The following is a 23,520-nucleotide window of genomic DNA, read 5'->3' on the forward strand; positions in this document are numbered from 1 at the left end:
TCTAAGGGTGCACTGCCCATCTAGTTTATTTGCGAGTGATATCACATCGCTCGCCACAAATTCTCACCGAGCCAATAAGCCAAGGTACTATTATGACTTTTGTTGTAACTGATAACTGCATCCGCTGCAAATACACTGACTGCGTCGAAGTCTGCCCTGTTGATTGCTTTTATGAAGGCCCAAACTTCCTAGTCATCAACCCTGATGAATGTATCGACTGCGCCCTATGCGAGCCTGAATGCCCTGCTAATGCGATTTTTTCTGAAGATGAAATCCCAGCTGGTCAAGAAGAATTTCTTGCCATCAACGAAGAGTTGTCAGGCATCTGGCCGAACATCACCGAGAAAAAAGACGCACTACCTGACCACGAAAAATGGGACGGCGTCGAAGGCAAGCTTCAATATCTTGAGCGCTAATACCCTATCTTTTGTGATGTCAATCACGCCAAAGCCCTGCTGTTGCGGGGTTTTTTGTTGTTCATTATTTAAAGAGCCAAAAAAACAGCAGACGCATTTACACGCCTGCTGTTTAGTTCATCACTTAGCTGATTATCTCCAAATATCTGAACGCACCTTTTGGGCAAGTTTTGGATATTTGTTGATGTCAAACACAGGCTTAGCAACGCCTGCTTTGAGCTGAGCATTATAGTCCTTGACCAGTGTAAACACATAGCCAGACAGTAGCACGATGGCAATTAGGTTGATAAACGCCATCACACCCATCGTCAAATCGCCCATATCCCATACCACAGCCACTTTGGTCACGGCACCAAAATACACAAAGCCAAGCACCGCCATGCGGAATAAGGTCAATAAGAATGCGTTATTTTTCAAAAACTGCATATTTGACTCAGCATACGCATAGTTACCGATGATGGTCGAGTAGGCAAACATAAATAGCACGATTGCCAAGAAATACTGACCCCAAGCACCGACATGACTCTCAAGCGCTGCTTGAGTGAGCTGTACACCTGATAAATCAGCGGCATTTTCTGGCATCACCGCAAGCAAAATCACAAATGCCGTGCACGAGCAGACAATCAGCGTATCCACAAACACGCCCAGCATCTGAATAATGCCCTGCTCCACCGGATGCTTGACATTGGCAGCGGCAGCAGCGTTTGGCGCAGAGCCTTGACCGGCTTCGTTTGAATACAGACCACGCTTGATACCCTGCATCATCGCCACCGACACCATCGAGCCAAACAGACCGCCGCCTGCCGCTTCAAAGGTGAATGCTTTGGTAAAAATCAAGGAAATCACGCTTGGGATTTTATCAATATTCACGCCAACGATATACAGCGCAACCAGTAGATAAAACAGCGCCATCACCGGCACAAAAGTCTCAGCAATCTTTGCCACACGAGTGATACCACCAAAGATAATCGGTGCTGTAATCACCACAAGCACCGCACCCACGACATGCTTATAAATCTGCCAATCCGCTTGACACGCATCATTCTCACCCACACAGCCTGCTGCTGATTGGATGGCGAGCGCAATTGAGTTTGACTGAATCGACTGATACACAAAGCCAAAGCATACAATCAAAGCAACGGCAAACACCACGCCAAGCCATTTTTGACCAAGACCTTGTTCGATATAATACGCAGGGCCGCCACGAAAGCGATTGGTATGCTCATCACGCACCTTAAATAGCTGCGCAAGACTGCTCTCAGCCAACGCCGAGCACATACCAATCAAGGCAATCAGCCACATCCAAAACACCGCACCCGCACCACCGATACCGATGGCAATCGCCACGCCTGCGACATTACCAACACCGACACGGCTAGCCAGACCCGTCACAAACGCCTGAAAGCCTGAAATACCATCAGCTTCGTTATCATTACTGCGACTGCCGAGCATGGTTTTGATACTTTGACCAAATAAGCGAAACTGCGCAAAGCCTGAAATCACGGTAAAAAATAGACCAATACCGACCAACATCCAAATCAACACATCCCATAAAGGTGCATTAAAGGCATTGACCGTACAATGTAAAATCTCGACAAAGTTTGGCTTTGCCGTACAAGAAAGTGGATTTTCGTACATAATACACTCCATCTTATGATGGCAACCCATCGCCACCCAAGACAAAAAAGCACAAAAAAAAGATGACAGCGCCGTGCCATCATCTTCCTTAATTAACAAGTTTTTATATTTGATTATACAATATAAAAAGTAATGCCTATTATAACTGATTTTTTGGTAACAATCACGCAATTTTTGGGCAATCTTTACACAACAATTGCCCAAAATGTTACCTAAAATGTTACATAGTATGACACAGTGCTCGGCATTAATGCGCTTGGCTTTCTTTTTCTTCTCGTAGGCTTAAGAACCAATGCAAAATAATCGCTGCAAAAGTCGCCGTACCGATACCGCCAAGGTTAAATTCACCAATCATCAAGCCAAAATCACCCGTGCCTAGAATGATGGTGATGGCAGCAACCATCAGGTTTTTGTTACTGGCAAAATTCACCTTATTATCAATCCAAATCTTCGCACCTGCAATGGTAATCAAACCAAAGACCACGATAGATGCACCAGTCAAGACAGGACTTGGAATGGTCTGAATCATCGCACCAAATTTCGGTGAAAAGCCCAGCACCATCGCAAACACACCAGCCACCACAAAAATAATGGTCGAATATACACGAGTCACCGCCATCACGCCGATATTCTCGCCATAAGTGGTCATGCCTGTACCGCCCACGCCTGCTGATAGTGCAGTCGCCACGCCATCAGCAAAGAACGCCTTGCCAAGCTGTGGGGTCAGATTCTCACCCGTCATCGCACCCACTGCCTTGATATGACCCAAGTTCTCCGCCACTAGGATAAATGCCACCGGTGCAATAATCAGCATGGCATTGGTATCAAAAGTCGGTGAGCTAAAATTCGGCAGGCCAAACCACGCCGCATCACGAATCAGCGCAAAATTAATCGGCTCGCCAAGTCCCATCACATTGGTAGCAATCGCATAAATCACATATGCCATCACAAGACCAAGCAGCAGTAGCAAACGCTGCATAAAGCCGCGAGCAAACACCGCAATCATCCCCATGCACAGCACGGTAATCAGCGCCATCCACAGCTCAAATGGCTTACCTTGTACACCTTTGACGGTCACAGGTGCTAGGTTTAGACCGATAATCATCACCACTGCACCTGTTACCACAGGTGGCATAAGTTTTTCAATCCAGCGAGTACCTGTCGCCATAACAATCAGACCGATGATAGCGTACAAGACACCACAAGCAATGATACCGCCAAGTGCTACCGAGAGATTTGGGTTCGCCCCCGAGCCTGTGGCGTGTGCTGTCGCCGCTGCCACGACACCAATAAACGCAAAGCTTGAGCCTAGATAACTTGGCACACGCCCACCAGTCATCAAGAAAAACAAAATCGTACACACACCTGACATCATGATGGCAAGATTGGCATCAAAGCCCATCAATAGTGGCGCAAGCACCGTCGCACCAAACATCGCAAGCACATGCTGAAGGCCCAGCATGATGCTTTGACCCACAGGTAGATATTCATTAGTGGCAACAGGTTGTGTATTGATATCGCCTTGGTAAGGCTGCCATTTTGGGAACCAGCTCATAATAACTCCAACGGTATTTGATGCACCAAAAAACGGCGAATGGAATTTTCCAATCACCTTGCATCATTTGCTCAATAAAGTGAAATAATTTGAATAAAATCTCACTATTGTACTACATTTGGGTGATAAATGTGTAGGGTTTGATGCGATTTGCTGGTTAAAATCTGACATCACAGGTCATCCAAAAGACTGGCACGGCATTGATGATTTTGGTACAATGTCAAGTGGGATTTTGATAGAAAGTTACATTTTTAACACGCAACTTCAACACACAACAGGGATTTGTTATGTCAAGTTATTATCAACTCATCGACCGCCAAGAACATACCGACGGCAGTATCATCGCTCGCTATACCAGCACCATCCACGCCCAAGGCGCTTGGAATGAGCACGAACAGCACATGGCGCCTGCCACAGGCATCATCGCCCACGAACTGTACAATTTCTCACCACGCTCCGATATGCGTATCGGTCGTATCAGCTTGGATATTTTTGGGCTAATTCATGCCGGTGAGTTTGAAATTACCACTCGCACCATTCGTGCCGGTCGCACCATTGAGCTCATCGAGTCGGTGATGAGCGCCAAAGGCAAAACCAGCATCACCGCACGAGCATGGCGTATGCAGACAAGTGACACCCGTGCCGTCGCTGGACTAGAAGATACCGCCATCACAAGCTCAGATAATCGATGGTCGATGGATGTGCAGTGGGCGGGTGGCTTTATTAGAAGCATACAGGCTTATACCGATGATCGCCGCGCCGGCAAAGGCGTGGTGTGGCTGACCAATGATCTTGAGATGGTTGAAGGTGTGCCGACGAGCGACTTTGTGCGTCTGATGGGTATGATCGATGCCGCCAATGGCATCGTGCCACGCATCGAACAGCAGACGATCGAGTGGCTATTTCCCAATCTGGATCTGCAAATTCATCTACACCGCCTACCTGTGGGCAAACGACTCGGGCTACAAACCGTGCAACAAATCGGTGCTGACGGCATCGGCTTGACCAGTAGCATCCTGCATGATGAGCTTGGGCCATTTGGACGCAGTGAGCAGATTTTGACGGTGAGACAGCTTTAATGGATTTTTGATGTATTGGCAAGTGTTTTGGTGGGCAAATCACTTGCTATGCCGTCTTATTTTATGATGAAAAGAAACAATATTGCTTTAATAAAAAAAATTTCTGTACTGCAAGGTTTAAATTAGCTCATCTGTAAAATTTTTTAACTCAATATGTTCATCAACGGCAGATTGAATTGCATGATTGACTTGTGTTAAAGTTTGGTTGTCCAAATCTTCCAAATCAAGCTGATTCAGACCGTTGCACACCCCTGCAATTTGATGATAACTGTCATCATCAAGACTTGTCTTTAGCACAGGCAACACCGCATCCACCACTCTAAAGAACGCCGATTTTGGCAGCCAAATTACACGGTTATTGATATAAATTACACAAGTCATCTTATTTCACAGTCAGCAGGATTTTTTGTTGTTTTACTTTTGGTAATAATAACGCAAAATTCGCCATGCTTGTACAGTTTTTTATCATTTCAATATCGCATATCAATCAAAATAAACATACGGTCAAGATGACATCATTATCCTTTGTAACTTGCATCATTTTGGCTTATAATAAGGAGTTTATTAAAATTATCCAGTAGCGAGATACTCATGAGCGAGCCAATCGATTATAAAAACACCCTAAATCTTGCCGATACCGCCTTTGCCATGCGCGGTGATCTTGCCAAGCGTGAACCGCAATGGCTTGAACAATGGCAAAAAGACGATGTCTATGGTCAAATTCGCAAGGCTCGTCAAGGTCGCAAAAAATACACCCTGCACGATGGCCCACCGTATGCCAACGGTCAAATCCACCTAGGCCATGTGGTCAATAAAGTCCTAAAAGACATCATCGTCAAATACAAGACTCTAGACGGCTATGATGCACCGTATGTACCGGGTTGGGATTGTCATGGCCTGCCAATCGAACAAAAAGTCGAAGGTCTGCTTGGTAAAGTCGGTCAAGAAAAAGACGGTCGCATCATCTCATCGACCGAATTTCGTGGTGCTTGCCGTGAATACGCCAAAAGCCAAATTGCGCTACAGATGGCGGACTTTAAGCGCCTGGGCGTGCTTGGCGATTGGGATAATCCTTATTTAACCATGAATTTTCAGACCGAAGCTGATACCGTGCGTGCCCTTGCCAAGATTTATGACAATGGTCATATCGTGCGTGGCATGAAGCCTGTCAACTGGTGCTTGGACTGCGGCTCTGCCCTAGCCGAAGCTGAAGTCGAGTACGAAGATAAGACTTCTGATGCCATCTATGTCGGCTTTGATGTGGTCAATCGAGATAGCCTTGTGCAGACAGCGGACATCACAGGTAGCCTGCAAGCGGTGATTTGGACAACCACCCCTTGGACACTGCCTGCCAACCAAGCCATCAGCGCGCACAGCGAGCTTGATTATGCCATCATCGCAGCGGGTGAGCGTCATTTTATCGTCGCCAAAGACTTGGCCGAAGAATTTGCCAAAGCGATTGGCTTGGATGAATTTGATGTCATTCACACCGTCAAAGGCAGTGAGCTTGTCGCCCTAAAAGCTCAGCATCCATTGATTGATGAGCGTCAAGTGCCGATTATCCTAGGCGAGCACGTGACCGCTGATAGTGGTACGGGTCTTGTGCACACTGCCCCTGCGCATGGTGTCGATGACTACAATGTCGGCCGTGCCAATGGCTTACCAACCGAAAATCCCGTCGGTGGCAATGGCGTGTATCTGCCTGAAGCCAAAGTATTCGTCGGTGAGCACATTTATAAAGCCCAACCAAAAATCATCGACACCCTAAGCCAAAGCGGTCATCTATTAGCACACAACAAAATCCGTCACAGCTATCCGCACTGCTGGCGACACAAGACGCCGATTATTTTCCGTGCGACACCGCAGTGGTTTATCAGCATGGAAGCCAAAGGCTTGCGTGAACAAGCACTCCGTGATATCCCTGAAGTGACTTGGACACCTGCATGGGGTCAGAACCGCATCGAGTCGATGATGAACGGTCGCCCTGACTGGTGTATCAGCCGTCAGCGTACTTGGGGTGTGCCGATTCCGTTCTTTATTCACAAAGATTCAGGCGAGCTACACCCACGCACTTATGAGCTGATGGAAGAAGTCGCCAAGCTCATCGAACAAGGCGGTGTCGAAGCATGGTTTGATGCCACAGCCGAGCAGTTTATCGGTGATGATGCCAATGAATACAACAAATGCACCGACACGCTTGATGTATGGTTTGACTCAGGTTCAACGAACTTTGCCGTACTCGCCTGCCGTGATGAGCTGTCAAACCCTGCGGATTTGTACCTAGAAGGTTCAGACCAACATCGTGGCTGGTTCCAGTCATCACTACTGGTCAGCGAAGCCATCTACGGTCGCCCACCGTATAAGCAGGTCTTGACGCACGGCTTTACCGTCGATGCCAAAGGTCATAAATTATCCAAATCCAAAGGCAATACCAAAGGCTTTGAGCCATCTGACATCGCCAATAAGCTTGGCGTGGATATCCTGCGCCTATGGGTCGGCTCATCGGATTATCGCTATGAGATGACAGTGAGTAAAGAAGGCTTTGACCGTACGACCGATATGTATCGCCGCATCCGCAACACCATCCGATTCTTGCTTGCTAATACCGATGACTTTGACCCTGCAAGTGATTTGGTCGATGCTGATAAGCTTGTGAGTCTAGATAAATTTATCCTAACTCGTGCCAAAGCTGTCCAAGACGAAATCATCAGCGCCTACACCAATATGGACTTCCACCAAGTCTGTCAAGCAGTGATGGGCTTTTGCTCTCAGGATTTGGGCGGATTTTATTTGGACATCATCAAAGACCGCACCTACACCACTCGTGCAGACGGTCATCCACGCCGTTCGGCACAGACTGCCTTGTATCACATTGCTCATGCACTACTGCGCTGGATTGCACCGATTTTATCATTCACCGCCCAAGAAGCATGGCAAGTGCTCAAAGGTACGGACGGCTATATCTTTACCGCCGAATGGTATGACTTGCCACAGCCTGCGATGACCGACATCTCAAGCGATGAATGGCAAGCCATCGTCGATGCCAAAGACATCATCAACAAAGCCATCGAAGATGCACGCACCGACAAGATCATCAGCAGTAACCTGACTGCCAAAGTCGCCATCACTGCACCTGCCCAAACTGCCGAGATTTTGGCAAAATTAGGCGATGAGCTTCGCTTTGTCTTCATCACCAGTGATGCCACTGTCAATACAGGTGATGTGCTGTCTGCTGTCATCACCCCTGCTGATGGTAGCAAATGTGTCCGCTGCTGGCATATCCGCACCGATGTCGGTCAAGACAGTAGCCATCCAGAGCTATGCACCCGCTGTATCGAGAACTTAGACAATGGCGAGGTACGCCACTATGCCTAATACTAACCAAATCCCAAATGGCAGCAAGGCAATGGGATACTATCTTATTGCCATCGTCGTGCTTGTGCTTGATCAGATTAGCAAATACTATTTTAAATTTGCCTTTGAAGAAGGTGATACGGTGAGCGTCATTGAGCCTGTGCTCAACTGGACTTTGGCGTACAATCGTGGCGCTGCCTTTAGCTTTTTGGCAGATCAAGCAGGTTGGCAAAAGTGGTTTTTTGCGATCTTGGGTCTTGCCGTATCAGGCTTTATCATCGCCTATCTGCGTAAAGTGCCGAAGGGTGCTGGTGTGCTAAGCCTAGGGCTTGCGATGGTGCTGGGTGGTGCGATGGGCAATGTCATCAACCGCATCATTCACGGTTATGTGATTGATTTTATTCATGTGCATTATGCTGATGTATGGCATTATCCGATTTTTAATATCGCCGATATCGGTATCTGCGTAGGGATGATGCTCGTGGTCTATGATATGCTGTTCTTAGAAAAGAAACGCACGCTTGGGCAAAACTCATAAGACAATCAAAAAGGCTTAATCAGATGGATTAAGCCTTTTTAGCATCCGATACTGCATTAATTCTGCGATGTGCTCTCATTGGATAATTGATCCACGCCCAAGCGTCGAAGCTCTGCTTCAAGCTTGGCAGGATCGCATTGGCTGATATCATTGACCTCTGCACACTGTTCACGCAACAGTTCAACCTGCCATACTTTGGTAATTATGCTTTGCTGTGTATTTATTTGAAAAACGATCGGATAATGAACCATCCACCCATCTTGTCTGTCATGCGGTGTCAATTTTGAGCGTCGAAGCGCTCGAATAATATCACGATCAAACTCCTTTGAACCGGTGTTCACATATGCTTTTGCAACGCTACCATCTGGATTAATCAGCATTTTAGCGGTAGTGCTTAGCTCATGATTACAGTGCTGAAACAGCGGTATATCAATTGCAAAACACAGCTCAAGACTACTTGAAAAAGATGGTGCATCCAGCGTGGACAGATTGGGTTTTTTCACCCATCGAATTTGAGCACCGCCTTGTTTGGATGCTTGGGATGCTTGCACTGATTGCGACACAGGATTGGCATCATCCGCCATCGCCACTGTCGCCACGCCAAGCAATCCCATTGCTATTAATTTATGAATCAATTTCATCACTTATACCCTATCATCAATCCGACACCGCAACTTTTGCGCCCATCGCCACAAACACCACGCCCGAGCCGATATCCATATAGCGTTTGGCTTTTTGGCTGGTGAGTAGCCTAGACAGCACAGACCCTGCCAATACCGCCAAAGCCACAAGCCATACCGCCGAGATGATAGCATAAACCACGCCAAGCAACAAATAAGCAGCGGCATTATCCACCTGCGCAGGCACAATAAACTGCGGAAAGAACGCCAAGAAAAACAGTGCCACTTTAGGATTGAGCACATTCGTCAATAGCCCCGAGCGATACGCCTGCCAAGCACTGATAGGCACAGCCTTTGCCCGAATATCAATCGCAAGCTGAGTTGGATTTTTGATGGCATGATAAATCGCCATCACACCCAAATACACCAAATAAGCTGCACCCAAATATTTAATCAAGCTAAATAGTATCGCTGATTTTGCGACAATCGCTGCTAGCCCCACCGCTGCCAATACCGTATGCACCAGCACCCCACTTGCCACGCCAAGCGCCGCCATCAAGCCGATACGCTTATCATAGCCAATGGCACGATTGAGCACAAACACCGTATCAATCCCCGGCGTCATCGCAAAAATCACCGTCGCTGTGATAAAGGTGGCAAATTCCTTGACGCCAAACTGTAAGAGTAGCTCGCCAAACATAATCAGTCCTTGTATTTTGGAAACTTGTTTAGATTTTGCAAGTTTTGGTGGTGAATGTCAATGGATATTATGCTAAACTAAAGCACTTTTTTGATGTGTGATGGATTATGAATACTACGATTTTACCCAGCGAAGAAGTGCGTATCGCACACGGCAGTACAGTCAGCCTGCATTTTGAAGTTAGCCTACCAAATGGCACTGTCATTGATTCTACCTTTGAGCGTCCCGAACCTGTCAGCCTAACCATCGGTGATGAAAGCTTGCTTGCCGGTTTTGAAAAGGTGCTCATCAACCTAAAAGCAGGCGATACTCGCACGGCACATCTGCCTGCCGATGAAGCCTTTGGGCAATGGAATAGTGATAATGTACAGACCTTTGCCCGTGCGCAGTTTGCACTGTCTGAACCAAATCCTGTGGTTGGGATGATGATGGAATTTGCCGATAAAGGCAAAAATTCGCTCGTGGGCGTCATCAGTGAAGTCAATGATGACGAAGTTAAGGTGGATTTTAATCACCCTTTGGCAGGTCAAGAAGTATTATTTAAGGTACAAATCTTTAAGGTGACACCAAAAGGCGAAGTCGGTGTTCAATTAAGATAACCTTAATAAAAAAAGCTCTGTAATCAGAGCTTTTTTACGGTTAGTCGGATTTGACAAGCTGAATTGTCTGACGGGTATCACAAATCCCCATCCCGCCCGATAATGGCGCAACAAACCACTCGCCCTGCATATGGCGACGAGCATCGATGACATCAACAAAGGTCTGACTGTCAGTCTTGAGCGCATCAAACTGCATCTGCTCGGATGCTGGCAGGCTTGTGCCGACACGGATGGATTTGATACCCATTGGTGCAGGCTGATCATCGGTATAAAATCCCATCGAACCCTTGCCACGAGTGAGCGTGCTCAGATGCTCAATGCCATGCACCACACGCCCAACCACAGTGATTTGACGGTCAATATGTCGTGCAGGCTGACCAATCATCACATACAGCTCAGTAGCATTTGAGCTATCAGGTGCATTATCACGAGCTGCACCCACCATGCCATAGCAATGCACCAAAAACGCTTGATTATCCTTCACCGCCACAGGATAGCCATCCACAAAGCCGATTTGATCCGAATAAGGCTCTTTGTCCCCAAGTGCCGTCAAGCGAATACTGTCTTTAGGTATGCTAAATTCTGCTGGTAATTTTTGGGCATCTTTTGGCAATGGCTTGGCAAGGATATCGGTCTCATAGTCAAGCGCACCAAATTGCGCCACATAATTATCCTGCACACGATACACGGTCAAATCATCCCAATACTTCTGACTAGCAAGCAGGCGAATTTGCTTGGCGTGCTCTGGCGCAAAAGTATCATTCAGCTCCATCACCACCTTAGCATCATTGGCAAGCGTGATATAAATCAGATTACGCTGGTCAAGTCGATACCAATCCGACTTTGGCGATGCTGCCAAAATCTCACTCACACTGCGATAAGTCGGTGTAATCGTCGTGGTCACACCATCCGCCATAGCAGGGGTAGCTAGACCGATGGCAAGTGTCGTAAGTAGCGCTGTGCAGAGTGAGCGAAGTCTTGACATAATCATCCTTGTAAAACTAATAAAAAAAGCGTTACAACATCGTAACGCCTTGCATTGTAGCATAAAATAATCAGATTAAAAATATGTTTAATTCAAATAATCTGATTGCTGCTATATTCAAATATATTCAAACCTTGCCAATCACTCTGCCATCACAGGCGGTTTAAACTTCGTCCACACACCCACCTGCCCTGCTTTTGGCTTGGTGGTCACGCCAAGCTTACGCCACGGCATATTACTCCCATGAAAATCACTACCCAATGACACAAGCAACCCATGCTTGGCAATCGCACGACTGACCATATCCACCGTACTCAAAGGTTCATTGTTCGGCAATTCACACGCGTCACCGCCACACTCGGCAAAGTCACCAATCAGCTTTTGGGTGCGTGTCGATGACAGCTTATAACGGGTCGGATGCGCAAGCACCGCAAGCCCACCGCAGTCATGAATCAGACGCACGGCATCCGCCATACTGATGGTGTCAATGGCTACATAGGCAGGCTTATTATCCGCCAGATATTTATCAAATGCCGCTTGCACATTATGCACATAGCCCATCTCATAGAGCACCTGACCGATGTGCGCACGCCCCACCGCTCTGGCATTGCCACCTGCTTTGATAAGTACCGCTTGCCACAGACGCTCAGTCAAGGCTTGTGCATCCGCCGTATCGTCGCACAAAATCTCGCCAAGCTTTTGTACCATCAGATAACCCCGTTGATGACGGCTATCTTGCAAAGCTTGTAGTGCGGTGTGCATTTTGGTCACATCATCAAAATCAAGCGCCACCACATGGATGATTTTATCAATCTCACGATGCTTGCCATAGCCACCTGTCACCGTATGCTGACAGCTGATTTCGACGCCGTTAATCAGTCGTATGCCAAGCTCATCGGCGGTGTGCCGTGCTTCATCCACCCCCACCACCGTATCATGGTCGGTCAAAGCAAAGACATCAATACCTATCTGCCCAGCCTTAGTCAAAAGCTCGGTCGGCGTATTCGTCCCATCAGAACAGGTGCTGTGTGCGTGCAGGTCTATTTTTGGCATAAGTCATCAAAAAAACAAAGCCCTACCGCATAGTAGAGCCTTGTTGTGTTATACGATTAGCTGTTTTTTTGTTGTTGCTGTTGTTGCAAGTAGCTACCAACAGTGATTGGCTTTGGTGTGCCAGGGCGTGGCTCAGCGGCTGTTTGTGCTTGCTGTGCAATAGCGCTAGTATGGTTTGCCAACTGCTGTGCCTGTACCGCTTGTGCAGCAGGTTGCGCTGGTGCAGCAGCACGAGTATTGACCGTCAGACCCGTAGCAACCACAGTCACATGGATTTCATCGCCCATGTTGTCATCTTCGACCAAGCCGTAGAATACATTGGCATCATCCGCCATCAATTCTTGACCTTTGGCAACGATGGTCATCACTTCATCCATACCAACGCCTGAGCCGATGATATTGATAATCAAGCCTTGAGCATTGCGTAGATTTAGGTCATCAAGCAGCGGCGAGCGGATGGCTTTTTCCATCGCTTCAGCAGCACGCTCATTACCACTAGCACGGCCAATACCCATCATCGCATGACCTTTTGCAGTCATGGCGGTGCGTACATCCATAAAGTCGATGTTAATCACACCAGGGTTTACGATAGTTTCGGTCAAGCCGTTTACCGCATATAGTAGTACATCGTCTGCTTTTTTGAACGCATCAACCATGGTTAGGTTGCGGAAAGCTTGGGTTAGCTTATCGTTTGGAATGGTGATGATCGAGTCCACATGCTGTGTCAGTGCTTCGATACCACTTTGAGCAGCAGCAGCACGGCGCTTACCTTCAAAGGTAAATGGCGTGGTCACAACCGCAACGGTCAAGATACCCATTTCTTTAGCGATACGAGCAACCACAGGCGCAGCACCCGTACCAGTACCGCCACCCATACCAGCGGTGATGAATGCCATGTCGTAGCCTTCTAGCATCGCACGGATTTCATCTTCGTTGCTCTCAGCAGCATTGCGGCCCACTTCAGGGTTAGCACCTGCACCCAGACCACGAGTTGCTTCAGCGCCGATTTGGATTTTGTTCGGTGCCGAAAGCTTATTTAGGGCCTGCAGATCGGTGTTTGCACACACAAAGGTGATGCCTTTGACATTTTGGCGAACCATGTGCTCAACAGCGTTACCACCGCCACCGCCAACACCGAACACGATGATGCGTGCTTGACCATTAGTTTCAGGTTGGAACTCGTCTGCCATTCCGAATTTCATATGCTACTCCAATAAATATCCAGATCAAATTAACTCAGCCACAAACTCGCCATTTCATACCCATTTATGGCAACTGTGTCAAATAATATAATTATCGCATTTGATGAACAATTTAGCAAATCAATAAATCACTTTTTTGCACAAACTGATGAATTTTTGTGCCAATTTACTAAATTCTGACAAATAATCAACTTTTTCGACGACTTCATACTGAATCTGCTGATCATTGGCAAACTGCTCACTACCGCTAAACAAAAATAAGCCAATCGCCGAATGCAAGGTACTGTCTTGCAGATGTTTTTGGACAAATTTCACCGTGTCGTCGCTCATATGACTGTGGTCAAGTTCAATATAGGTCGGCGCTGCCACGCGTCTTGCCAAGATACCGAAATTGGTTCGAATAAATCCAATCAAGCCATCCATCTGTGTCGCCCCACCAGCCAGCACAACACCTGCATCAATCGCATGTCGCAGATTAGCCTTTTCTAAGCGAGCAAAAATTTCAGAAAAAATCTCATAATATCTGGCTTCAATCACTTCATTCAGCGCACGACGCAACATCGTTTTTTCAGATTTTGTGCCTTTTTTGTAGATGATATGCGCTCCTGGGCTATGGCGTTCGTGATTGAGCGTCCCTTCTTGGCGTTTGAAGCTATCAACATCCGCCAAAGCAATGCCACACTCTTTAGCGATATCCATATCCACCATCGTTCCACCAACATCTAAGCAATCTGTAAAAATCAAGACGCCTTGACTATACACACAGACCTTAGTCATCGTCGCACCGATATCGATGTAGCAGACACCTTGGCGTTTTTCATTCTCAGTAAGCGCATAGTACGCTCCAGCCACACCGTCAAATACCGTCGTACAGCCTTCGATATCATTACCCTGCAACAAATCCACCATCTGCTGATAGCTATTTTCAGGGACGCTCATGACATGGCTATAAATATCGATTCGCTTTGAACGCAACCCAATCGCATCTTGTACTTGCTCACCACTATCTAAGCAGACCATCTGCTGACAACGCTGCAATAAGGCTCGCTCATTATTTTTTAAGGATTGCTCAACCAATACTTGCGCTTGATGCAAATCAGACGAATCAATCAGCCCTTCAGCACTTGCTACGGTCACCGTTTGCATATCATTTTCTGCCAACATCAGTGGTGATGACCACGACACAATCGGACTATAAATGCGTGTACCAGACATATCCGTCGCTTCTTGCACGGATTTATGTAGTGCTTGACGCAAATATTCACGATGCACGACTTGACCATGTGCAAACGCATCAGTATGCGCAAGCCCTACTGCCATGATCGTTGGACGCATGCCTGTCGATGTGTGCTCGATTTGACCGATCACGGTACATACAGCCGATGAGCTAATGTGTATGACCGCCTGAAGTGTTGACATTGTTTAATAAAATCTCAAAAATGACCAAATAATGCAGTATGACATCAGCCATACACCAAATAACAATCAGCTTCTTTTATAAGAAACACTAAAACCATTTTTATAACGCAAATCCACGGAAGTGATTTTTGGCAAGTCAGCCTTTAGATTGCTTGCCAACTGTGTTGATAATTGATACAGTTTTTGTTCTGTGTCTTCATGATCAACGATGACTCGCATCCCATTATCAAAGACAATCACCCAAGTTTGGCGTGGGGTCAAAATCATATCCACCGCATGCAGATTCAGTGGCGCAAACCAGCCATTAATTCGGCGCATCTGCTTCATCACATCAAGCGCTTCACTGGGTCTGCTGTATAGATTCGCCAATGATTTATTCATCACCGCTTTTGGGTCAGCAGGCGTAAACACTACGCCATTGCCATCAAGCATCTGCTCACTACCAAAGTTTGCCACTGCGATGCGTGGCTTGGCAGTCACCATGATGCCTTTGTTCCAATCACGATACACACTTGCCGACTCCACCCAAGACAGCTCACTCACTGTCTGATGAATGGTGGATAAATTCGCCCCAAAAAACTGGACATTGCCAAGTGGTGACACCACTGCTTCTAAGGCGGCTACTTCTTGATCGCTCAAGCCAGTTGGGTTGATACCGATGGGGTTGGGCTTGGTATTATTCGCCAAATAAATCAGTAGCGCCACCATCATCGCCACACAAAAAACAGCAAAAACCTGTAATTGCCATGGTTTAATTCGTGCTGCTTTTGTAGAAATATTAATCATGGATTTAAGCTATATAAAAATATCTTTTCTGCTTTTTCGAAAGTGGAAATGCCCACCCCAAAAGCCCAAGGGAAAATTAGCATATGTTACCGTTTTTTGATCATAATTAAAAGTAATAAATAAAAAAATCCACCCATTGACGGCACAAATTTACATGCAGTTACAACTTTTTGGCAGCTTATGTATAAAAACCCACCGATCATTCACAATCGATGGGTTTTTTGATAGTTTTTATAATTTTTGATTAATATTTTAAATCATAAAATTATAGCGTCTGTGCCAAGATTTGTACACACAATGACGCAAAATCAATGCCACGAGCTTTTGCCGCCATCGGCACAAGGCTGTGGTCTGTCATGCCCGGCACGGTGTTGAGCTCAAGTAGGTACAGCTTACCATCATCGCTTTTTAGAAAATCGACACGCGACCAACCACGACCACCGATGGCAGCGAACGCACGCTTGGCGATGTCTTGCATCTCACGCTCTTGCTCGTCGGTCAAATCCGATGGGCACTGATAAGTCGTGTCATTACGCAGGTATTTGGCTTCATAGTCATAGAACTTGCCCGTCGGGATGATGCGAATGCTTGGCAAGGCTTCATCACCAAGCAATGAACAAGCATATTCACCACCTGTGATGGCAGGCTCAGCCAAGATTGCGCCGTGATACTGCTTGAGCGTCGGATAGACTTTGGCAAGCTCGCCTGCACTCTCAACCATCACCACGCCCACGCTTGAGCCTTCGGCGGCTGGCTTGACAAATAGTGGCAAGCCAAACTCTTGTTCAACCGCAGCAAAATCACTGTTGTCATCAAGCACCACATAAGGCACATTTGGCAAATTAAAACCCTGCCAAATCAGACGGCAGCGAAACTTATCCATCGCAATCGCAGATGCTAAGACGCCACAGCCTGTATAAGGGATGCCAAAGCCGTCAAGCACCCCTTGTAGGCTACCATCTTCGCCAAAAGTACCGTGTAGCACATTGAACACACGGTCAAACTCACGCAATTTTGAGATGTCGGTTTCTTGTGGGTCAAAGTGATGCGCATCCACACCCTTTGATAGCAAGGCATCAAGCACCGCCTTACCGCTGTTCAATGACACTTCACGCTCACTGCTAAAGCCACCGCAGACGACGGCAACTTTGCCAAATTGGGTTACATCAATACTCATAATTCTCTCACAATATTAAAATTTATTAAAATAATTCATCATTATAGATACAGATTATTATCACGCAATTCTAGGCAGATTTGTCCCACATTGCCCGCCCCTTGGGTGATGAGCAGGTCATTGGCCTTGAGCACTCGTTTCATGGTGCTTGCCAAGTCATTTTTATCGACCAAAGTCGGCTCAACTTGTCCACGATGACGGATACTGCGAGCCAAAGCCTTCGTGTCCGCACCGACAATCGGCGCTTCACCTGCTGAATACACATCCAGCAATAGCAGCTCATCGACCCCCGACAGCACATCGACAAAGTCATCAAAGCAATCACGGGTACGGCTATAGCGATGCGGCTGGAACATCATCACTAGGCGGCGGTCAGGATAGCTTTGGCGAGCGGCTTTGATGGTCGCTGCCACTTCAGTTGGGTGATGGCCATAGTCATCAATCAATAGCACATCGCCATCATCAATGGCCACTTGAGCTTGTTTTTCAAAACGGCGACCCACGCCGGCAAATTTCTCGAGCGCACGAATGATGGCATCGTCATCCACGCCTTCATCAGTGGCAAGCGTGATGGCAGCGAGCGCATTATAGACATTGTGCTCGCCCGGGACATTGAGCGTCAAAGACAGTGGCTCACGGTCTTTACGCAGTACGGTAAAGTGCGTCTTAGCACCATCAACAACCAAATCCACCGCGCGCACATCGTTGTGTTCTTTTAGACCAAAGGTCAGTACAGGACGCGCAATGGCATCAATCATGCCAAACAGCACTTCGTCATCACCACACACGGCCGCCAAGCCATAAAATGGCATATTTTGTAGAAACTGAATATAGGCTTGCTTAAGCTTTTCAAAGCTGCCTTCATAAGTATCCATGTGGTCTTCGTCGATATTGGTGACGATAGCCGCCATCGGACGAAGTGACAAGAATGATGCATCTGATTCGTCGGCTTCAGCGACCAGATAGCGAGACTGTCCAAGCGCCGCATTTTTGCCTGAAGCGTTCAGCTTACCACCGATGACATAAGTCGGGTCAAGCCCAGCTTCGGTCAGCATCATCGTCAGCATACTGGTGGTTGTGGTCTTGCCATGCGCCCCTGCCACAGCGATACTGTGACGATAACGCATCAGCTCACCAAGCATATCAGCACGGCGTACCACAGGCAAGCGAGCGGCAAGCGCTGCTTGAATCTCAGGATTGGTCTTGTCAATCGCTGATGACACCACGACCACATCGGCATTGTCGATATTGCTGGCATTATGACCGATATAGACAATCACCCCTAGACTGACCAAGCGTTCAGTGACTGCACTGGCTTTGATATCAGAGCCAGTTACCTTATAGCCTTGGTTGGCAAGCACTTCGGCGATACCGCACATCCCTGCCCCACCGATACCGACGAAGTGGATGGTTTCGATGCGACGCATTTCTGGGATTTCAATCAAGCGTTTTGGCAGGGATTTTTTGGACATGGTAATTCCTTTGGTGTATAAATTTTAAAATAAATAAATCAGCGAATGCTATTTTCAATGATATCAGCGACGGTTTGCGCCACATCTGCTTTGGCTTGGCTGCGAGCGATAATTGCCATCTCTTGACAGCGACGACGGTCAAGCTTATCCAGCGTCTCGGCAAGTGCTTGTCCTGATAAGCTAGGCTGCGGCATCAAAATCGCCGCCCCTGCATCCACGAGTACTTTGGCATTGGCGGTTTGGTGGTCATCCACAGCGTGCGGTAATGGCACAAAAATCGCCGCCACGCCTGCCGTCTGAATCTCAGTCACTGTCAGTGCCCCTGCTCGGCAGACAATCACATCTGCCCACGCATACGCCGCCGCCATATCATCAATAAATGGCTTGAGCTCCACGATGTGCTTAGTGGTGTCGATATCCGCCTGCGAATAGGCAACAAGCATCTGCTCATGATTGTCCTTGCCACATTGATGACGCAGACTGATTGGGCGATTGACCTTGTCAAGCATCTCAACCACCGCTTGGTTAATCGCCATCGCACCCAATGAACCACCCACCACCAGCACCTTGAGCGCTGACTCATCATGGATATCATAGCGTACTTCAGGGCGAGCGATTTGGGTAATAGCATCACGCACAGGGTTGCCCACCGTGATGACTTTGGCATCGCTAGCAAACGCCCCATCAAAGGCTTGTAGCACCTTATCGGCATGGCGAGCTAGGTTCTTGTTACTCATGCCGACGATGGCGTTTTGTTCATGAATGATGAGCGGTTTTTTGCTCAATTTGGCAGCCAATCCGCCTGGTGCAGTGACATAACCGCCAAAGCCCACCACCACATCGATGGCATGGTCGCTGATGATTTGGCGAGCCTGCATCACCGCCTTAAATAGCATAAAGGGCAATTTCACCATACGAGCCAAACCCTTACCACGAAGGCCCTGCATTTCGATATGATGCATCTGATAGCCGTGCTTGGCGACCAAATCATTCTCCATCCCTGTCGGCGTGCCAAGCCAATGAATGGTCGCACCACGAGCCGCCAATTCATCCGCCACTGCCAACGCAGGAAACACATGACCGCCCGTGCCTGCCGCCATCATGAGCACATTGATTTTTTTTGTCATAAAATTATCCATCAAGCCATCTTAAAAACCATCTATTTTCAATGACTTTTGTGGCAAATTCAAGCAAATTTTCTTTAGTTTTTTGTCAATGAACTTGCCATGATTGAGTAAATGTTACTGTTAACTAAAACCATGCCAAAGCTATGCCACAGCCAAGCGATTTTCGATAAATTCAATAAAATCAACGGCAATCTGCGTACCACATTGATCATCAATCTCACGCACACAAGTTGGGCTTGTAACATTAATCTCGGTAATCAAGCCACCAATGACATCCAGACCGACAAAATACAGCCCCTTGTCAAGCAATGTCGGTGCAATCGCCATCGCAAGCGCTCGTTCACGCTCGCTCAGTGGCATCGCCACACCACGCCCACCAGCAGCCAGATTGCCCCGTGTCTCGCCCGTGCTCGGAATACGAGCCAAGCAATAATCCACAGGCTCACCACCGACAATCAGCACTCGCTTATCGCCTTCGGTGATGGCAGGAATGTATTTTTGTGCCATAATCGGCAATGCACCAAGCTCGGTCAGCATCTCAAGCGTCGCACCGATATTGGGACTATCCGCCGTCAAGCGAAAAATCCCCATACCACCCATGCCATCAAGCGGTTTAACAATCACATCGCCATGCTCTTGGATAAACGCTCGGATGTGTGATTGTTTATTGGTAACAATTGTCGGCGACATTAGATCGCTAAATTGTGTGGCAAATAGCTTCTCGTTGCAGTCCTTGACCGACTGCGGATCATTGACCACCCACACGCCTGCACGCTTGGCATAGTCAAGCAGGTGCAAAGCGTACAAAAATTTCATGTCAAATGGCGGATCTTTACGCATCAAAATCACATCGAATGCGGTAGCAGGCACGGTTGCCGTCTCGCCAAGCTCATAATAATGCTCAGGATTGCGATACACCGCCAAAGGCTTGGCATCGATTTGCAATTCACCACGATCAAGCCATAAATCATCGATTTTACAATAACTTAGCCCATGCCCACGCTCAGATATCGCCCACGCCATCGCAAGGCTTGTGTCTTTTTTATAATTAATCGTCGCAATCTCATCCATGACGATCAAAAAATGCAGTTTTTTCATAATCATATCTTTTTGGTTAATTCATCATTATTCATCAATGCCATACTGGGCACGATAGGCTTGCATCGCAGATAACTGCTCAGCCGTACCGTGATTGGCAACATAATCAGTGATGTCATCCATCGTCACCAATGCCAGTACAGGCACGCCAAGACTCTCGCCAAGCTCTTGGATAGCCGATTTATCACCCTGACCTTTTTCTTTGCGGTCAAGTGCGACGATGATACCTGCGACACTTGCCCCTGCTTTATCCAAAATCTCAACCACTTCACGCATCGCCGTACCTGCGGTCATCACATCATCAATGACCCAGACTTTTTTGCCCGATAAGTCAGCACCCACAAGCATACCGCCTTCGCCATGATCTTTGGCTTCTTTGCGATTGTAGCCCCAGCTGGCATTGATGCCATGCTGTGCCCACAAGGCTTGAGCGGTCGCCGCTACAAATGGAATGCCCTTGTATGCCGCCCCAAAAATCACCAAATCATCGGTGTTTGCGTGTTTTGCCAGTGCATCGGCATAGCCTGTGGCAAGTACGCTGAGTAGCTCACCTGTCGATAGCAGACCCGCATTAAAAAAATATGGGCTGACACGGCCTGATTTTAGGGTAAATTCACCAAATCTAAGTATATTATTTTTTAGAGCAACTTCAATAAATGCTTGTGGGTTGAATGCTTGCATGATATTTCCTAACTGATGGCATAAATTATGGCTATTTTACTCTGATTACACAAGTTTTACAAATACCAAAAAAAGCCCAGTTCAATGAACTGAGCTTTATGATTGCAAAAAGCAAATTATGCTTGTGCAGCAGCTTGAGCAGCAGCAACTTCAGCAGCGAAGTCTTCTTGCTTTTTCTCGATGCCTTCGCCAACTTCAAGACGCTTGAAGCTAACAACGGTTGCACCTTCAGCTTTTAGGACATCACCAACTTTCTTTTCATTGTCCATAACATATGGTTGATTAACCAAAGTTACTTCGTTTAGGTATTTTTGGATACCGCCAGTGATCATCTTCTCAACCACCGCTTCTGGCTTGCCAGATTCTTTTGCTTTGGCTTCGATGATGTCTTTTTCGCGAGCTAGGATGTCAGCTGGTACATCAGCTTCGTTCACTGCTAGTGGGTTGAATGCAGCCACTTGCATTGCGACAGCTTTACCAACTTCTTCGTTGCCACCTTCGAAAGATACTACAACGCCGATGCGCAGACCGTGACGGTATGCAGCAAGGTTAGCACCTTCGATGACTTCTGCACGGCGAACTTGGATGTTTTCACCGATTTTTTGAACTAGAGCGATACGCGCTTCTTCAACAGATGCGCCGTCGCCGTATGGTAGAGCTGAGATTGCTTCAACATCAGTAGTGTTGTTCGCTAGTGCCAATTCAGCAACTTTGTTTGCAAATACTGTGAAGTTTTCGTCTTTTGCAACGAAGTCAGTTTGGCAGTTTACTTCTAGAAGTAGTGCTTTGCCTTCGCCTTGAGCGATAACGATAGCACCGTCAGCAGCGATGTTGCCTGCTTTTTTGGCAGCTTTGGCTTGACCTGATTTGCGTAGGTTGTCAATCGCAAGTTCGATGTCACCATTTGCTTCTTCTAGTGCTTTTTTGCACTCCATCATGCCAAGACCAGTACGGTCACGCAATTCTTTTACAAGCTTTGCAGAAACTTGAGTCATTTGGATTACCTTTGAATTATCAATGAGTTTGAATGATGGCTTGTTTGACCAAGCCATCATAGCACAGTTTTATGACCAAATTGTGTCAAGCAATACTGTATCAATGATTGTCAATGTATTGTATCAATATTGCTTAGTGCCAAAACTTGGGCTTATTCAGCAGCTTCTACTGCTTCTGCTTGTGCGCCGCCTTGAGTTTTTGCATACTCTTTACCAGCGATGATAGCATCAGCCATCGCAGTTACATATAGATTAACGGCACGAATTGCGTCGTCGTTCGCTGCGATGACATAGTCAACATTGTCTGGGTTTGAGTTGGTATCAACGATACCGATAACAGGGATACCAAGGTTTTTGGCTTCTTTGATTGCAATCGCTTCGTGGTCAACATCAACAACAAATAGCGCATCTGGCAGACCGCCCATATCTTTGATACCACCTAGAGCACGCTCTAGTTTTTCCATTTGGCGAGTACGCTCAAGTGCTTCACGCTTGGTTAGCTTAGCAAAAGTACCGTCTTCAGCTTGCTTTTCAAGTTCTTTTAGACGAGTGATTGACTGGCGAAGTGTTTTCCAGTTAGTTAGCATACCGCCCAACCAACGATGGTCAACATATGGCATACCAGCGCGTTGTGCTTGCTCACGGATGACCGCAGATGCTGCACGCTTAGTACCAACGAACAAAATCTTGTTGCGAGCTGCTGCTTGCTTGTTCACGAAAGTTAGTGCTTCGTTGAACTGCTTAACAGTGTGCTCAAGGTTGATGATGTGAATGCGGTTACGAGCACCAAAGATGTATTGGCTCATTTTTGGGTTCCAAAAACGAGTTTGGTGACCGAAGTGAGCACCTGCTTCTAGCAAGTCGCGCATTGAGATTTGAGTTGGGTTCTTGTCTGACATAAGAGTTCCTAAAGTTTGGGTTACGCCTCCACGAAATCAAAAATACCGAATCTATCAGCACGCATCTAGCGGTTTGGCTAAATTATTCAAGCTCATAGACACCCCGATATTCAACACACCACAAGCA

General features: G+C 47.1%; 22 protein-coding genes. 5 read left to right on the forward strand and 17 right to left on the reverse strand.

Translation table 11 applies throughout. The annotated features are described in order from the left end of the window. Positions 1–92 precede the first annotated feature (92 nt). Positions 93–416, forward strand: coding sequence for a ferredoxin FdxA (gene fdxA / locus Q0N89_RS02115; RefSeq protein ID WP_078253366.1), 324 nt, complete (start codon positions 93–95; stop codon positions 414–416). A 132-nt stretch (positions 417–548) separates the two neighbouring features. On the opposite strand, the gene Q0N89_RS02120 is transcribed toward fdxA, so the two are convergent. Together Q0N89_RS02120 and Q0N89_RS02125 are read right to left on the reverse strand one after the other, a co-directional pair. Next, a complete protein-coding gene (locus Q0N89_RS02120; RefSeq protein WP_294033166.1) occupies positions 549–2,054 on the reverse strand; it encodes a sodium:alanine symporter family protein in 1,506 nt (501 codons plus the stop codon). 247 nt (positions 2,055–2,301) lie between these two features. After that, positions 2,302–3,612, reverse strand: coding sequence for a solute carrier family 23 protein (locus Q0N89_RS02125; RefSeq protein ID WP_294033255.1), 1,311 nt, complete (start codon positions 3,610–3,612; stop codon positions 2,302–2,304). A gap of 284 nt (positions 3,613–3,896) precedes the next feature. On the opposite strand from Q0N89_RS02125, the gene Q0N89_RS02130 reads away from it, so the two are divergent. Next, a complete protein-coding gene (locus Q0N89_RS02130) occupies positions 3,897–4,688 on the forward strand; it encodes a thioesterase family protein (RefSeq protein WP_294033167.1) in 792 nt (263 codons plus the stop codon). 117 nt (positions 4,689–4,805) lie between these two features. Here Q0N89_RS02130 and Q0N89_RS02135 read toward each other — a convergent pair whose 3' ends face one another. Further along, a complete protein-coding gene (locus Q0N89_RS02135) occupies positions 4,806–5,069 on the reverse strand; it encodes a hypothetical protein (RefSeq protein ID WP_294033168.1) in 264 nt (87 codons plus the stop codon). 210 nt (positions 5,070–5,279) lie between these two features. Here Q0N89_RS02135 and ileS point away from each other — a divergent pair, with 210 nt between their 5' ends. Then, entirely contained in the window at positions 5,280–8,063 is a 2,784-nt protein-coding gene (gene ileS / locus Q0N89_RS02140; RefSeq protein WP_294033169.1) for an isoleucine--tRNA ligase, read from the forward strand. Further along, positions 8,056–8,580, forward strand: coding sequence for a signal peptidase II (lspA, locus tag Q0N89_RS02145; protein ID WP_253224134.1), 525 nt, complete (start codon positions 8,056–8,058; stop codon positions 8,578–8,580). Before ileS ends, lspA begins: the two co-directional genes overlap by 8 nt. 56 nt (positions 8,581–8,636) lie before the next feature. Here lspA and Q0N89_RS02150 read toward each other — a convergent pair whose 3' ends face one another. Both Q0N89_RS02150 and Q0N89_RS02155 read right to left on the reverse strand, forming a co-directional pair. Next, positions 8,637–9,221 (reverse strand): hypothetical protein, encoded by a 585-nt coding sequence (locus tag Q0N89_RS02150; RefSeq protein ID WP_294033170.1) that lies wholly within the window; start codon positions 9,219–9,221, stop codon positions 8,637–8,639. Positions 9,222–9,237: 16 nt separating this feature from the next. Beyond that, positions 9,238–9,900, reverse strand: a complete 663-nt coding sequence (locus Q0N89_RS02155) for a LysE family translocator (protein ID WP_294033171.1) — start codon at positions 9,898–9,900, stop codon at positions 9,238–9,240. A 107-nt stretch (positions 9,901–10,007) separates the two neighbouring features. Between Q0N89_RS02155 and Q0N89_RS02160 the strand changes: the two genes are divergently transcribed. Beyond that, a complete protein-coding gene (locus Q0N89_RS02160; protein ID WP_078253358.1) occupies positions 10,008–10,499 on the forward strand; it encodes a peptidylprolyl isomerase in 492 nt (163 codons plus the stop codon). A gap of 40 nt (positions 10,500–10,539) precedes the next feature. On the opposite strand, the gene Q0N89_RS02165 is transcribed toward Q0N89_RS02160, so the two are convergent. The 12 genes from Q0N89_RS02165 to rpsB form a co-directional block, all read right to left on the reverse strand. Next, positions 10,540–11,484 carry a peptidylprolyl isomerase gene (locus tag Q0N89_RS02165; protein ID WP_294033172.1) on the reverse strand — a complete coding sequence of 315 codons (945 nt, stop codon included), beginning with the start codon at positions 11,482–11,484 and terminating at the stop codon, positions 10,540–10,542. A 141-nt stretch (positions 11,485–11,625) separates the two neighbouring features. Then, complete coding sequence (locus tag Q0N89_RS02170; RefSeq protein ID WP_294033173.1) at positions 11,626–12,537, reverse strand: PHP domain-containing protein; 912 nt, start codon at positions 12,535–12,537, stop codon at positions 11,626–11,628. 56 nt (positions 12,538–12,593) lie between these two features. Further along, positions 12,594–13,727, reverse strand: coding sequence for a cell division protein FtsZ (gene ftsZ, locus Q0N89_RS02175; protein ID WP_294033256.1), 1,134 nt, complete (start codon positions 13,725–13,727; stop codon positions 12,594–12,596). 132 nt (positions 13,728–13,859) lie between these two features. Continuing rightward, complete coding sequence (gene ftsA, locus Q0N89_RS02180) at positions 13,860–15,158, reverse strand: cell division protein FtsA (protein ID WP_294033174.1); 1,299 nt, start codon at positions 15,156–15,158, stop codon at positions 13,860–13,862. Between the two features lie 66 nt (positions 15,159–15,224). Next, on the reverse strand, positions 15,225–15,944 hold the full coding sequence (locus Q0N89_RS02185) for a cell division protein FtsQ/DivIB (RefSeq protein WP_294033175.1): 720 nt from the start codon (positions 15,942–15,944) through the stop codon (positions 15,225–15,227). 265 nt (positions 15,945–16,209) lie between these two features. Further along, positions 16,210–17,121 (reverse strand): D-alanine--D-alanine ligase, encoded by a 912-nt coding sequence (locus tag Q0N89_RS02190; RefSeq protein ID WP_294033176.1) that lies wholly within the window; start codon positions 17,119–17,121, stop codon positions 16,210–16,212. 41 nt (positions 17,122–17,162) lie between these two features. After that, positions 17,163–18,599 carry a UDP-N-acetylmuramate--L-alanine ligase gene (murC, locus tag Q0N89_RS02195; protein ID WP_294033257.1) on the reverse strand — a complete coding sequence of 479 codons (1,437 nt, stop codon included), beginning with the start codon at positions 18,597–18,599 and terminating at the stop codon, positions 17,163–17,165. Positions 18,600–18,631: 32 nt separating this feature from the next. Then, positions 18,632–19,720: an undecaprenyldiphospho-muramoylpentapeptide beta-N-acetylglucosaminyltransferase gene (gene murG, locus Q0N89_RS02200; protein ID WP_294033177.1), complete on the reverse strand. Its 1,089-nt coding sequence runs from the start codon at positions 19,718–19,720 to the stop codon at positions 18,632–18,634. Positions 19,721–19,861: 141 nt separating this feature from the next. After that, a complete protein-coding gene (gene gshB / locus Q0N89_RS02205) occupies positions 19,862–20,818 on the reverse strand; it encodes a glutathione synthase (protein ID WP_294033178.1) in 957 nt (318 codons plus the stop codon). Positions 20,819–20,845: 27 nt separating this feature from the next. Beyond that, positions 20,846–21,499, reverse strand: coding sequence for an orotate phosphoribosyltransferase (gene pyrE, locus Q0N89_RS02210; protein WP_294033179.1), 654 nt, complete (start codon positions 21,497–21,499; stop codon positions 20,846–20,848). 116 nt (positions 21,500–21,615) lie between these two features. Beyond that, a complete protein-coding gene (gene tsf, locus Q0N89_RS02215; protein ID WP_078254789.1) occupies positions 21,616–22,494 on the reverse strand; it encodes a translation elongation factor Ts in 879 nt (292 codons plus the stop codon). A 152-nt stretch (positions 22,495–22,646) separates the two neighbouring features. Further along, the gene (gene rpsB, locus Q0N89_RS02220) at positions 22,647–23,393 is read right to left on the reverse strand and encodes a 30S ribosomal protein S2 (protein WP_078254788.1); all 747 of its coding nucleotides are present in this window, start codon (positions 23,391–23,393) and stop codon (positions 22,647–22,649) included. Positions 23,394–23,520 lie beyond the last annotated feature (127 nt).

Origin of the sequence: uncultured Moraxella sp., assembly GCF_945873075.1 — a bacterium.
In the GTDB taxonomy this organism is placed as follows: Bacteria; Pseudomonadota; Gammaproteobacteria; order Pseudomonadales; family Moraxellaceae; genus Moraxella.